The following is a 12552-nucleotide window of genomic DNA, read 5'->3' on the forward strand; positions in this document are numbered from 1 at the left end:
GTGGGAATGAGGGATAGTTACCCCTGTATCCGGCACCGACGCAGATCGATGGAGGCCGTCGTGACCACCACCAGCGACACCAGCGACGCCAGCGAGCGCAACGACACCAGCGTGCGCACCGACACCAGCGAGGCCAGCGAGCGCGACGACACCGGCGGCGGGCCGGTCAGGACCGATGTGGAGAAGGCGCTGCTCGGCGGGAGCACCTACCGGAGTCTCGGCGAGCAGCGCCTCTCGCCGACCGAGGAGCGGTTCGAGCGGGGCCGCCGGACCACCGGCCTCTGGCTCGCCCCGCTCGTCGCGGTCGTCTTCCTGGCGCTTCCGCTCGACATGCCCGGCAACCAGCAGACCCTCGCCGGGATCCTGCTCGGCGTCATCGTGCTCTGGCTCACCGAGCCGGTGCCGATCCCGATCGGCGGGCTGCTCGGCGTCGCCGCCGTCGTCGTACTCGGGGTGGCGCCCGCCGGCGAGGTGCTCGAACCCTTCGGCTCCTCGACGGTCTTCACCTTCATCGGGGCGTTCATCCTCGCCCAGGCGATGCTCAAGCACGGGCTGGCCCGCCGGTTCGCGTTCCGGATGCTGTCGCTGCCCGGGGTCGGCCGGACCGCCGGCCGGGTCGTCGTCACCTTCGGGCTGATCACCGCCCTGCTCTCCGCCTTCGTCTCCAACACCGCGACCGTGGCGATGCTGCTGCCGACCGCGCTCGGCATCCTCGCGGTGATCGCCAAACTGATGCAGGAACGGGGCATCGCCGCCGCCGACTTCGATCCCACCCGGCTGCGGGTCGGGGTCGCGCTCATGCTGATGCTCGCCTACGGCGCCAGCGTCGGCGGCCTGCTCACCCCGGTCGGCAGCCCGCCGAACCTGATCGGCCGGGACCTGATCGAGGAGGCCACCGGGGAGCGGATCTCCTTCGCCGAGTGGATGGTCGTCGCCGCCCCGATCTGTGCGCTGATGTTCGTCGCGCTCGCCGCGGTGCTGCTGCTGTTGAACCGGCCCGAGATCCGCCGCATCGAGGGTGTCGCCGAGTACGTCGCCAGCGAGCGGGCCGCCCTCGGCCCGCTCTCCCGGGCCGAGCGGAACACCCTGGTCGCCTTCACCGTGACGGTCGTCCTCTGGATCACCCCCGGCGTGGTGGCGCTGATCTGGGGCAGCGACTCCAGTCAGTACGACCTGATCGGCGGGCGGCTCAACGAGGGGATCGTGGCGGTGCTCGGTGCGTCGCTGCTCTTCCTGCTCCCCACCGACTGGCGGAGCCGCGAGTTCACCCTGAACTGGTCCGACGCGGCCCGGATCGACTGGGGCACGGTCCTGCTCTTCGGCACCGGCATCATCTTCGGCGCGCTGCTCAGTGGCAGCGGCCTGGCCGAGACGATCGGCGAGGGCAGCGCCGGCCTGCTCGGCCTGGGCACCGCCTTCGCGATCACCGCCTTCGCCGTGGTGCTGGCGGTGCTCATCTCCGAGACGACCAGCAACACCGCCTCCGCCGCCGTTGTGGTGCCGATCATCATCCCGGTGGCGGTGGCCGCCGGGGTGGATCCGTTCGTGCCGGCGCTGGCGGCGACCTTCGCGGCCTCGTTCGGCTTCATGCTGCCGGTCTCCACACCGCAGAACGCGGTCGTCTACGGCTCGGGCGTCGTGCCGATAACCCGGATGATCCGCTCCGGCTTCTCCTTCGACATCCTCGGTGCGATCCTGATCCTGCTGCTCCTGCCGCTGATGATCGCGCTCGTCGGGCTCGGTGGCTGATGGCGCCCGGAGAGCCCGGTTCGGAGGTGCGGCGGATCGCGGTGATCCCCGGCGACGGCATCGGCGTCGAGGTGACCGGGGCGGCCCGGCAGGTGCTCGACGCGGTGGCCCGGCGGCACGGGCTCCGGCTGGCGTACGAGGAGTACGACTGGTCCTGCCAGCGCTATCTGGCCGAGGGCGCGATGATGCCGCCCGACGGCCTCGACCGGCTGCGGCCGGCCGACGCCATCCTGCTCGGCGCCGTCGGCTGGCCGGGCGTGGCCGACCACGTCTCGCTCTGGGGGCTGCTGATCCCGATCCGCCGCACGTTCCGGCAGTACGTCAACCTGCGGCCGATCCGGGTCTTACCGGGAGTGGAGAGTCCGGTCCGGGGTGCCCGGCCGGGCGAGGTCGATCTCGTCGTGGTCCGGGAGAACGTGGAGGGGGAGTACAGCGAGATCGGTGGCCGGCTGCACCGGGGCGATCCGGCGGAGCTGGCGGTGCAGGAGGCGGTTTTCACCCGGGTCGGGGTGAGCCGGATCGTCGACTACGCCTTCACACTGGCCCGGACCCGCCGCTCGTACGTCACCTCGGCGACGAAGTCGAACGGGATCGTGCACACGATGCCGTTCTGGGACGAGATCGTCGCCGAGCGGGCCGCAGGCTATCCCGACGTGCGGTGGGACGCCGAGCACATCGATGCGCTCGCGGCGAAGCTGGTGCTGCAACCGGAGCGGTTCGACGTGATCGTCGGATCGAACCTCTTCGGGGACATCCTCAGCGACCTCGCCGCGGCGGTGGCCGGCAGCATCGGGATCGCACCCTCGGCCAACCTGGACCCGACCGGGACCTTCCCGTCGATGTTCGAGCCGGTGCACGGCTCGGCGCCGGACATCGCCGGTCAGGGCGTCGCCAACCCGCTCGGCGCGGTCTGGTCGGCGGCGCTGATGCTCGATCATCTGGGTGCGCCGGCTGCGGCGGCCGACGTGGTCGGGGCGATCGAGACCTGCCTGCGCGATTCGGCGACCCGCACCCGGGACCTGGGCGGCACCGCCACAACCCGGGAGGTGGTCGACGCCCTGCTCGACCGACTCCGGTAACGGACACCGGGGAGTTCTCTCCCCCCGGGGCGCTTCCGTATGTCACGACCCTGCCAGCAGGTGCATCACCGGCCCGTCGGCAGCAGCTCCGTGATCCGGTCCTGCAATCCGATCCGCTCCAGGCCCGTCCGGGCTTGACGACTTGTGGTCGTCAGAACGACCACAAGTCGTCAAGATCTCTGACGACACGCCGCACACCTGCATGCCGCGACAGCGAACCGGGGAGGACGAACGGCCCGGGGGCGCTTTCCTGTCGGCTCCGGCTCCCTGGGGGTGGGTGATGAGCGGGGGAGGGGGAGAAGGCCGGTGCGAGGTCTGGGGGTGCCGGAGCGGTGTTAACGGCGGCGGGGAACCCAGTAGAGGATCTGTCCGACGATCGTGGCGGGGTGACGGTCGGGAAGTGCCTCCAGTGCGCGGGCGAGGTGCGCGGCGAGGTACATCGTCAGTCCGACCCGGTTGCCGTTGAAGCTGCGCAGTAGGGCCAGGCGGGCATCGTGGCAGGGCCAGTCGTGTTCGCATACCAGGCAGGCGTACCGGTCTCCGGGGAGGTGCTGGCCGGCGCGGGCCGCCGCCAGCCGTCGCCGTGCGGCGTGCCGCTCCCATCGCGCCCACGGCCCGATCACGGTCTACATCCGTTCGGTGTGTCGGGCGCGGTGCTGCTGGGCCGGGGTCAGGGTGCCCGGCCGGCCGTTGCGCGGCTGCGAGCGGGTGGGTGCGTCCCACCCGGGCCGACGATTCCGGACCTGCGGCGGTGGTGGCGGTGTGGGGTCCGACAGGGCACGGACCTCGGTCGCCTCCTCCTCGGTCAGTTCGATCGAGCGAGGGTTGTCCCAGCAGTCCCGGTGCACCAGCGGCGCGGGTGGCCGACACGGCATCGGTACGCGTTCGATCGCGTCGGGGCACACCCAGCGATGGCCGCACCGGCAGTACCGCCAGAGGCGCCACCACGCCCGACGATGGCGGGGGTTGCGAGTCTGTCTCATGCGTGATGCCTCCCGTCGACAGTTGGCGGACGGGGGCGGTGCCGCTCGGACCTTCGTCTGACCTCAATGCCCAGGCACCGCCCCCGGCTACGGAAGGCCATCCGCCATCGAGGCGGATCTTTGTGGCCACTCCCCGGCGATTGGAAGAGGCCGCTGTGAACGCTTCCGTCCTGCAATCCACCCTGGACCGTGACAGCGCGGTGACGGAAGATGAATGAAGCCAACGCCAGACGGTGCGTCGGCATAACCCGACCACCCGAGGTGATAGTTAGTGAATGATTCTCACCTTTCGCTTCCGGCCCGCATTCGGGAACTGCGCTTGCAGCGGAAGCTGACGCAAGGTCGGCTTGCGGTCGCGGTCGGCGTGTCGAAGTCTCTTGCTCAGCAGTTCGAATCGGGTAAGGCGGTACCGCAGGACGGCACGGCGCAACGCCTGGATGAGTTGTTCGGCACCGGTGGCGAGATCCGGAAGCTGGCCACGGAGGCACGCGAGGACCTGCGCCCATGGCTACGGTCATGGGTCGAACACGAGCGTCGCGCAACGCTTCTGCGCAACTGGGAGCCCTTGGTGATACCGGGGCTGCTGCAACGCGAGTCGTACATGCGCGAGATGTTCGCCGGAGTGCCCGCGAACGAGGGGAGGGTGGATGACCTGGTTGCCACCCGAGCGGCCCGGCAGGCAGCCGTCTTTGAGCGTAAGCCGGCGATGAAGATTTCCTGCATTATCGCAGAGTTCGCGTTGCGTCGTGGTCCCCGAGACGTCATGAAGGATCAGCTCGGCCACCTGGTTGACATGGGTCATCGACCCGCCATCACTGTCCGCGTGCTGCCGGATGACGTCGGCGGGTTGCACGCTGGGCTGGGTGGCCCAATCTCGCTCGCGACCCTGCGGGACGGTAGGCGGATTTCCTACCTTGACGACCAGTTGGAGGGCAAGGTGGCAAGCTCCGCCGAAGACGTGGCAGAGCTAGAGCTATCCTGGGAGTCGATCAACGGTCTGGCGCTGTCGACCGACCAGAGTAGAGATTTCGTCCTGGAGGTACTGAATGAGCACAAGTGAAGCCCCGGCCTGGCGAAAGACCACCCGGTCCGGCGGCAATTCGAACTGTGTAGAAGTCGCCGACAACCTTCCCGGCCGGGTGCTGGTGCGGGACACCAAGGACCGGGACGGCGGAACCCTGGCGTTCCTCCCGGCCGCGTGGCAGGCGTTCGTCACCCTGGCGAAGCAGCACGGCTGACGTGGTCCGCGCCGCAGGGCGTGGAATCCGATCCCACCACCGGAACGAGCGCGGCCAGCGCAGCGCACGTCCGCGCGCGCGGCCGCAAACGACGAAAGGCCCCGGCCCTACTTGGCGGTAGGGTCTGGGGCTGTTGCGCTTCTACAGGGCTTCTAGGGCCCTGGCGGGTCCGGCGGCTCGGGGTCGCTGACGTCGGCGACCGTCCCGGCGAGGGCATCCAGGGCCGCGTCGGCGTCGAGCGCGACGGCGCTGCCGTGCTCGCCGGTGCCCAGCGTGATGCTCCGGCCCCGGATCCGCTCGTCGGCGACGACCGGCCACGCGCCGCGGGAGCCGAACGGGGTGATGGTGCCGCGCTCGTAGCCGGTCGCCGACCGTGCCTCGTCGGCGCCGGGCAGGGAGAGCCGGTTGACGCCGAGCAGTGACCGCAGTTTCGGCCAGGACATGACCCGGTCGCCGGGAACGAGGACGAAGACGTAGTCCTGCTCGGCCCGGCGTACCACGAGGGTCTTCACCACGTCTGGGACCTCGACGCCGAGTGCGTCGGCGGCCTCGGCGACGCTGCGCACCGGGCCGTGCCGGAGCACCCGGTGCGGGATGCCGGCCGAGGCGAGGGCGGCGAGGGCGGTACCGGACATGGCCCCACCGTACCGGTCGGCCGGTGTCGGTCGGGGCTGGAATCCCCTGGTCGTCCACGGTGGTGCCCCCGGCACCCGAAACATATCGGCAATCGTCTCTGTTGGCTCGCCGAAACACACCCTCTACAGACTCGGCCCCAGTGGATCTTCAACAGACGGATCGTGAAATCGGGTCGATCGTCGAAAAGGGGGCGGCATGAACCAGTCCGAGCAGTCCGCGGTCAGCCGGCGCGGTTTCCTGCGCGCGGTCGGGGTCAGCGGTGGTGCGGGCGCGATGCTCGCCACCATGGGTGCGCTCGGGCTCGCCCCGACCGCCGCGTCGGCCGCGCCACCGTTCCGGGCGCCGACCCACTCCGATTTCACCCTGACCGGCCGCCGTCGGGCCCGGGTGGTGGTGCTCGGTGGCGGCGTCGCCGGCCTCGCCACCGCCTACGAGCTGGGCAAGGCGGGCTACGACTGCACGGTGCTGGAGGCGCGTTCCCGGGCCGGCGGCCGGAACCTGACCATCCGGGGTGGTGACGTGGAGACCGATCTCGACGGGCACACCCAGCGGGCCCGCTTCTCCGACGGTGGCTACCTCAACGCCGGGCCGGCCCGGATCGCGCAGTGGATGGTCACCCTGGACTACTGCCGCGAGCTGGGCGTACCGGTCGAGATCTTCACCAACGCCAACGCGGACGCCTGGATCTACAACGAGTCCGCCGGGATGACCGCGCCGGTCCGCTACCGCACCGCCAAGGCGGACGTCTACGGCTACGTCTCCGAACTGCTCGCCAAGGCGACCGACCAGGGGGCCCTGGACGACCGGCTCAGCGCCGACGACAAGCAACGGCTGCTGTCCTTCCTGCAGAGCTACGGCGCGATCGGCGGGCGCACCAGCGGCTGGGCCTACACCGGCACCAGCCGGCGGGGTTTCGCCAGCTATCCCGGCGCCGGCAACGACGGGGGGAGCCTGCTCGGCGCCCCGCCGCCGCTGGCCGACGTCTTCGCCAGCAACGTCGGGCGGTACTTCTCCTTCGAGCTCGGCTACGACCAGGCGATGCTGATGTTCCAGCCGGTCGGCGGGATGGACCAGATCCCCCGGGCCCTGGCCAGGGCGATCGGCGGCCACCGGATCACGCTCGGCGCGGAGGTGACCGGGGTGACCGACCGGGGCGGCCAGGTCGAGGTGACCTACCGGCACGGCGGCCGGGAGCGGATGGTCCGGGCCGACTACTGCGTGGCGACGCTGCCACCGCACCTGATGGCCCGGGTGCCGCACAACCTCGGCGCGGACGTGACGGCGGCGCTCGGCAGCTTCCCGGCCACCGCCTCCGGCAAGATCGGTCTGGAGTACCGGAGCCGCTGGTGGGAGCTTGACCAGCGCATCTACGGCGGCATCACGGAGACCGACCTCGACGTGTCGCACATCTGGTACCCGTCGTACGGCTTCCACGGGCGGCGAGGGGTGATCGTCGGCTACTACAACACCGGGGCGAACGCGCGGGCGTACAGCGCGCTGACTCCGGCCCAGCGGCAGGAGCGGGCGGTCATGCAGGGCGTGAAGATCCACGGCGAGAAGTACCGCAGCGAGCTGGTGACGGCGTACTCGCACGCCTGGGACCGGACCCGTTACCTGGAGGGGGCCTGGACCTCGCCGCCGCACGGCAGCGCCGGCTACGACCTGCTGCTCCGGCCCGCCGGCCGGGTCTACTTCGCCGGTGACTGGCTGAGCCACGAGGTGGCCTGGCAGCACGGCTCGTTCGTCTCGGCCCGCGCGGTGGTCACCGCACTGCACCAGCGGGTGATGGCGCGCTGAGCCGGATCGGCCACCCTCACGGTCAGAGCAGCGGCGCGACGTCCCGGGTGATCGGCACCGCCAGCACGGTCGGGCCCTCCGTGCCGAGTGCCGTCCGGAACGCCGTCCGGAACTCGTCCACCGACTCGACCCGGTGGGCCGTGCAGCCGTAGCCCCGGGCGATGCCGGGGATGTCCAGGCCGGGCAGCTCCAGGCCGGGCACCCCCGGCGCCCGCTCCAGCTCGGCGAAGGCCTTCAACACCCCGTACTCCTGGTTGACCGGCACCACGAAGACGACCGGCAGCCGGTGCTGGGCCGCCGTCCAGAGCGCCTGCGGCGAGTACTGGAACGAGCCGTCCCCGATCACCGCGACCACCGGCCGGTGCTGCCGGGTGTCCCGCTGGGCGAGCGCGATGCCGACCGCCGCCGGCAGCGCGAAGCCGAGGCCGCCGCTGGCCATCTTGAAGTACGACCCCGGCCGGCCGATGGTGAGCTGCCGGTGCAGCGCGCTCAGGTTGGAGGGGGTCTCCGGCACCACGATCCCGTCCGCCGGCCATTCGGCGGCGAGTGCGCCGAAGAGCGTCTCGGGCTTCAGCGGCGTGCCGGCCGCCCCGTCCGGCGCGGCGGGTCGGGGCGGCGGCATCGGCCGGCCGGCCGCCGCCGGCAGCAGCTCGGCAAGGGCGGCGCAGGCCAGCGCCACGTCGCCGACCAGGCTCTCCCCGACCGGTGCGCGGGCCGCCTCGGCCGGGTCGTCGGTGATGTGCAGCAGCCGGGTGCCCTCCGGCAGGTATCCGCGCCGGCCGGGCACGTAGGGGTAGTAGCGGAAGACCGGGGCACCGATCACCAGCACGGTGTCGTGACCGACCAGCTTCTCGGCCAGCGGCCCGATGGCCGGCGGCAGCAGCCCCTGGAACTGCGGGTGGTCCTGCGGGAAGCCGACCCGGTCGGCGAACGGGGGCTGCCAGACCGGCGCCCGGCTCCGCTCGGCGAGGGCGACCGCGTCGGCCCAGCCGCCGGCCCGGTCCACCCCGGAGCCGATCACCAGCATCGGCTGCCGGCTGCCGGCCAGGATCTCGGCGAACCGGGCCAGCGCCGCCGGGTCGGGCGCCACCCGGGTGCTCACCCGGCGTACCTCCGGGGTGCCGTTGGCGGGTTCGTCCCAGTCGTCCAGGGGAAGCGAGAGATACACCGGTCCGGCCGGCGGTTGTACGGCGGTGGCGTGCGCCCGCATGAAAGCCTCGGGAATGTCCTGGGCGCGTAACGGTTCGTGGCTCCATTTGACGTACGGCTCGGGGAGTTGTGTCGGCCGCACATTCGTCAGCATCGGCTCGAAAAGATTCATCGTCCGGGTCTGCTGTCCCGCCGTCACGATCATCGGGGTCTTGTTGTGCCAGGCGGTCACCAGGCTGCCCATCCCGTTTCCGGTGCCGGGCGCGGTGTGCAGGTTGACGTGCACCGGCCGCCCGCTGGACTGGGCGTAGCCGTCCGCCATCGCGACCGCCGAGGCCTCCTGGAGCGCCAGGACGTACGCGAAGTCAGCCGGAAAGTTCTTCAGGAATGGCTCCTCGGTGGAGCCGGGGTTGCCGAAGAGGGTGGTCAGGCCGAGGGAACGGAGCAGGTCGTAGGTTGCTTCGTGCACCGTTGTCATCGAAAGGGGCCTCCTGCGCGTTGTCGTCCCATTCTGGAACCACCCGGCTAAGCCGGTCATTTCCGTCATACCGTACCCGTACATGATCATGCTGGTTTATCTCGACCCCGTTCGGCGGTCCGGCATTCGGTCCCCGGCCGTCCGAATCGCGGTGTCGGTCACTGTTTTCGCTGTTCAGAAGGGTTGGCAACGGCAGAAGGCGGCCAGTAATGTCGGCGAGTCTGGTCCGGCCCCTTCGTCGCCACGCCGGTGACACCGGAACAGACCCGCCGAGTCGTTCGGTAACGAGCCGGGGACCCACAGTTATTCGGGGTGAATCCGCGAGCCTCTGGCCCGCGGTAGGGCGGCCTTCCCGCCCGAATCCGTCAGCTAACCCGGTAGGCGGTGTCGGAAGGAGTACGTGTTCGTGCCGCACCACCCTGGCTCCGGCCCATCCCCCCAGTCAGCTCGCCGCGTCCCAACTCGTCGCGTCGCGGTCCGGCCTCCGGCCACCGCGACCGCTCCGGTCCGCCCGGCCACCGGCCGGCACCGGGCAGCCCTCGACAGGTACCCGATCCTGGCCCGATAGCGGACCGCTCGGGGGCTGTGACGCGGACGTCGTCGACGCGGGCCCGCCGGGGTCGCCGGCCGGATGGCCGGCACGTCCGGAAAGACCCGCGGGCCGGCGGCGGCAGGTCGCGGCGGCGCTGATTCCACCGGTACGCCGACAGCGGCGCTCTCCGCCGGTCGGCACATCGCCGCTCGCGTTGTCGATTGGATCGACGGACCTTTCCTGCGCATTTTGAGCGCAATTTCGCGTCGCATTCCCACCAGCGGACGAAAGCATCGCGTCATTTCTAGCCCCCCGGCGAGGGTGACGTGCATTCCCCTGGAGGACAACGTTGAAGCACGCAATTAACCGGCGGTTCAGGACCGCCGTCTCCGGCCGGCGCAACCGGCTGGCGCTCGCCTCGGCGGCGGTGCTCGCCGCCGCCGCGTCCACTGGCGGCGTTCTGGCGTCGACCGGCTCGGCGGAGGTGTCCGAGCCCTCGACCGTCGCCGTCGCCGAAGTCGGCACCCCGGCATCCGGTGCACCGGGAACCACCGGCGAGCCCGGCGAGCCCGGCACGGCCGGCAGCGCCGCGCCGGGTACCACGGCGCCGGGGACCACGGCGCCGGAGTCCGCGGCGGCGGAGACGACCGCACCGGCGACCCCGGCGCAGCCGGCGAGCCCCGAGCAGACCAGCCCGGCCGTCAAGGCGGCCAAGGCGGCCCCGGCCAGGACGACCGAGCCCCCGGCACCGCCGGAGTCGAAGCTGCTGGACTACGAGTTCCAGGCCCAGATCAACGGCTGGTACTGCGGCCCGGCCGCCACCCGGATCGCGCTTACCGTCCGCGACGAGCGGCCGAGCCAGGATGCGGTCGCCGGCGCCCTCGGCACCACGACGAGCGGCACGAACTCGGCCGAGGACACCACCCGGGTGCTGAACGACCTGATCGGGACGGACTTCTACCGCACCACCGCGATCCCCGGCGGCGCGGCCACCCCGGCCCAGATGGACCGGCTCCAGGCCGACGTGGTGCACGCCGTCACCAGCGGTTACGCCGTGGTGGTCAACATCGCAGGCTCCGCCACCGACCTCGACGGCGGCTGGCACAGCTACCCCGGCGGGCACTACCTGACCGTGGTCGGTTACCGCGACGACGGCCGTACGGTGAAGATCGCCGACCCGGCCATCCCGGGCGCGGACAGCACCTACTGGCTGAGCACCATCGACCTGGCGAACTGGGCGGCCACCCGGGGCTACTCGTCCTGATCCGCCCCGCCGGCAGCCGATGACACGCCGGCCCGCCCCACTTTCCGGACGACCCGTGCCGACCGGAGGTGGGGCGGGCCGGCGTCGTCGTACGCCGGAGCCCGCGCCCCGGAGTTCACGACGTCGGCACCGCCGGGCGGATCACTGGCCCTGCCACACCGCCTGGGCGCCCGAGTCTCCGGTCCGGTAGACGTAGTAGAGCGCGACCCCGGCCGCCGCCAGGGAGAGCACCCCGAGCACCAGGGTCAGCGCCGGCGAGTTGGTGCGGGTCGCCCGGACGGCCGTCCCGGTTCCCCCGCCCCCGGTCCCGCCGTCCGTGCCCGTGCCGCCGTCCGTGCCCGTGCCGCCGTCCGTGCCGCCGGGCGGTGGGGCCGCGGCGGCGCGGGGGCGGACGAAGAGGACCAGCAGCAGGGTCAGCACGCCGAGCGCGATCGTCGCGTAGAGGGTCTCACCGCCGAGCTCCTGGTGCTCGGCCAGCCGGGGGACGTATTCCGGACTGACCCGGTTGCCCGCCTCCAGCCGGGCGAGGAACTCGTCGCCGGAGAGCTTGGCCAGCAGCGCCGCGACCGGGGTGGCGACCGCGAGCAGCGCCGTCACCAGGCGCAGGTGCGGGCGGAGGAACGGGACGAAGGCGTACCCGACGGCGGCCACGGCGAGCAGCGGGATGAAGACCACCGCCGCGTGGACCAGCAGGGGATGGGCGGGAATGCCCATGAACTCCTCGAGCACGGACTCCTCCTCGGCGACGGATCGAATTGTGCGTTTTCGAGAACGTTGACATGGTGCCCGTGGTGCCGACCGTTGACAAGAGCCGGATCGGCGCGAGTCGACGATCGCTCCACAGGGGAGAGAGGTGGCGTGGGCGATGCTACGGTGCCGGCTCGCCGACGACGTACTCGGCGTACTCGGCGACCGGGGTGAAGCCGAGCCGGTCGTAGAGCTTGTATGCGGTGGTGTTCTCCGCGTGCACGTTCAGCGTCACCGTCTCGACCTCGGCCAGCAGCCGCCGGCAGAGCGCCGCCACAAGCGTGCTGGCGACCCCCTGCCCCCGGTGCTCCGGCGCGGTGGTGACGTTGCCGAGCGCCCCGACCCCGTAGCGGGGCGACCAGACGTGCACCCCGGCGGCGGCGACCAGCCCGCCGTCGCGGCGCATCCCGAGATAGTGCCCGGTGCGCAGCATCCGGGGATCGAACCAGTTGCCGGGGTAGGACCGCCGGTAGAAGGCCGTCAGCTCCGCGGTGTCGGCCTCGGTGAGCACCTCGCCGCCGGGCGCCACCCGGGCCAGCCGGTCCGGATCGGTCAGCGCCATCTTCAGGTGCGGGCCGCGCGACCGGACCGGGAACTGCCGGGCCAGCACCTCCGCGCCGCCGGGGGAGAGGTGCGCCTCGAAGTGCCGGGGCAGCAGCGGCAGGAGACCGGTCAGCAGCGCGGCCACCACCTCCGCCGAGCGGTGCAGCGCCAGCAGCACCGGCGTCGGTCCACCGTGGTAGAGCAGCGCCACCGCGTCGTCCAGCCGGTACCAGGTGGTGTGCGGCCAGTAGAAGTCGTCGAGGTCGCCGAGCTCGTACGCGTGCAGGTGGGGATCGCGGCGCAGCAGGCCGGCCAGCTCGTTCCGGTCGTGGCCGGCCCTGATGATCGTCACCGATG

The 12552-nt window shown here is 71.6% G+C and carries 12 protein-coding genes and 1 riboswitch; of the genes, 6 read left to right on the forward strand and 6 right to left on the reverse strand.

Annotation, left to right across the window (positions count from 1 at the left end):
* The first annotated feature begins 60 nt into the window (after positions 1-60).
* Together ACN27G_RS08065 and ACN27G_RS08070 are read left to right on the forward strand one after the other, a co-directional pair.
* Positions 61-1749, forward strand: coding sequence for an SLC13 family permease (locus ACN27G_RS08065; RefSeq protein ID WP_421492144.1), 1689 nt, complete (start codon positions 61-63; stop codon positions 1747-1749).
* 26 nt (positions 1750-1775) lie between these two features.
* On the forward strand, positions 1776-2828 hold the full coding sequence (locus ACN27G_RS08070; protein ID WP_421497270.1) for a tartrate dehydrogenase: 1053 nt from the start codon (positions 1776-1778) through the stop codon (positions 2826-2828).
* A 335-nt stretch (positions 2829-3163) separates the two neighbouring features.
* On the opposite strand, the gene ACN27G_RS08075 is transcribed toward ACN27G_RS08070, so the two are convergent.
* Positions 3164-3451 carry a flavin reductase gene (locus ACN27G_RS08075; RefSeq protein WP_421492145.1) on the reverse strand — a complete coding sequence of 96 codons (288 nt, stop codon included), beginning with the start codon at positions 3449-3451 and terminating at the stop codon, positions 3164-3166.
* 3 nt (positions 3452-3454) lie between these two features.
* Positions 3455-3811 (reverse strand): hypothetical protein, encoded by a 357-nt coding sequence (locus ACN27G_RS08080; RefSeq protein ID WP_421492146.1) that lies wholly within the window; start codon positions 3809-3811, stop codon positions 3455-3457.
* Positions 3812-4082: 271 nt separating this feature from the next.
* Between ACN27G_RS08080 and ACN27G_RS08085 the strand changes: the two genes are divergently transcribed.
* Together ACN27G_RS08085 and ACN27G_RS08090 are read left to right on the forward strand one after the other, a co-directional pair.
* Entirely contained in the window at positions 4083-4871 is a 789-nt protein-coding gene (locus ACN27G_RS08085; protein WP_421492147.1) for a helix-turn-helix domain-containing protein, read from the forward strand.
* Positions 4858-5049: a DUF397 domain-containing protein gene (locus ACN27G_RS08090; protein WP_421492148.1), complete on the forward strand. Its 192-nt coding sequence runs from the start codon at positions 4858-4860 to the stop codon at positions 5047-5049. Before ACN27G_RS08085 ends, ACN27G_RS08090 begins: the two co-directional genes overlap by 14 nt.
* A gap of 152 nt (positions 5050-5201) precedes the next feature.
* Here the strand turns inward: ACN27G_RS08090 and ACN27G_RS08095 are convergent, their stop codons facing one another.
* Positions 5202-5684, reverse strand: coding sequence for an aminoacyl-tRNA deacylase (locus ACN27G_RS08095; protein WP_421492149.1), 483 nt, complete (start codon positions 5682-5684; stop codon positions 5202-5204).
* Positions 5685-5880: 196 nt separating this feature from the next.
* Between ACN27G_RS08095 and ACN27G_RS08100 the strand changes: the two genes are divergently transcribed.
* Positions 5881-7482 carry a flavin monoamine oxidase family protein gene (locus ACN27G_RS08100; RefSeq protein ID WP_421492150.1) on the forward strand — a complete coding sequence of 534 codons (1602 nt, stop codon included), beginning with the start codon at positions 5881-5883 and terminating at the stop codon, positions 7480-7482.
* Between the two features lie 22 nt (positions 7483-7504).
* Here ACN27G_RS08100 and mdlC read toward each other — a convergent pair whose 3' ends face one another.
* Positions 7505-9109 carry a benzoylformate decarboxylase gene (gene mdlC, locus ACN27G_RS08105; RefSeq protein ID WP_421492151.1) on the reverse strand — a complete coding sequence of 535 codons (1605 nt, stop codon included), beginning with the start codon at positions 9107-9109 and terminating at the stop codon, positions 7505-7507.
* A gap of 257 nt (positions 9110-9366) precedes the next feature.
* A riboswitch (cyclic di-AMP (ydaO/yuaA leader) is annotated at positions 9367-9508 on the forward strand.
* A 482-nt stretch (positions 9509-9990) separates the two neighbouring features.
* Here mdlC and ACN27G_RS08110 point away from each other — a divergent pair.
* Entirely contained in the window at positions 9991-10905 is a 915-nt protein-coding gene (locus ACN27G_RS08110; RefSeq protein ID WP_421492152.1) for a C39 family peptidase, read from the forward strand.
* Between the two features lie 141 nt (positions 10906-11046).
* Here ACN27G_RS08110 and ACN27G_RS08115 read toward each other — a convergent pair whose 3' ends face one another.
* Positions 11047-11634: a hypothetical protein gene (locus ACN27G_RS08115; protein ID WP_421492153.1), complete on the reverse strand. Its 588-nt coding sequence runs from the start codon at positions 11632-11634 to the stop codon at positions 11047-11049.
* 139 nt (positions 11635-11773) lie between these two features.
* Positions 11774-12547 carry a GNAT family N-acetyltransferase gene (locus ACN27G_RS08120; RefSeq protein WP_421492154.1) on the reverse strand — a complete coding sequence of 258 codons (774 nt, stop codon included), beginning with the start codon at positions 12545-12547 and terminating at the stop codon, positions 11774-11776.
* Positions 12548-12552: the final 5 nt, after the last annotated feature.

Source organism: Plantactinospora sp. WMMB334 (assembly GCF_049179095.1).
GTDB lineage: Bacteria > Actinomycetota > Actinomycetes > Mycobacteriales > Micromonosporaceae > Plantactinospora.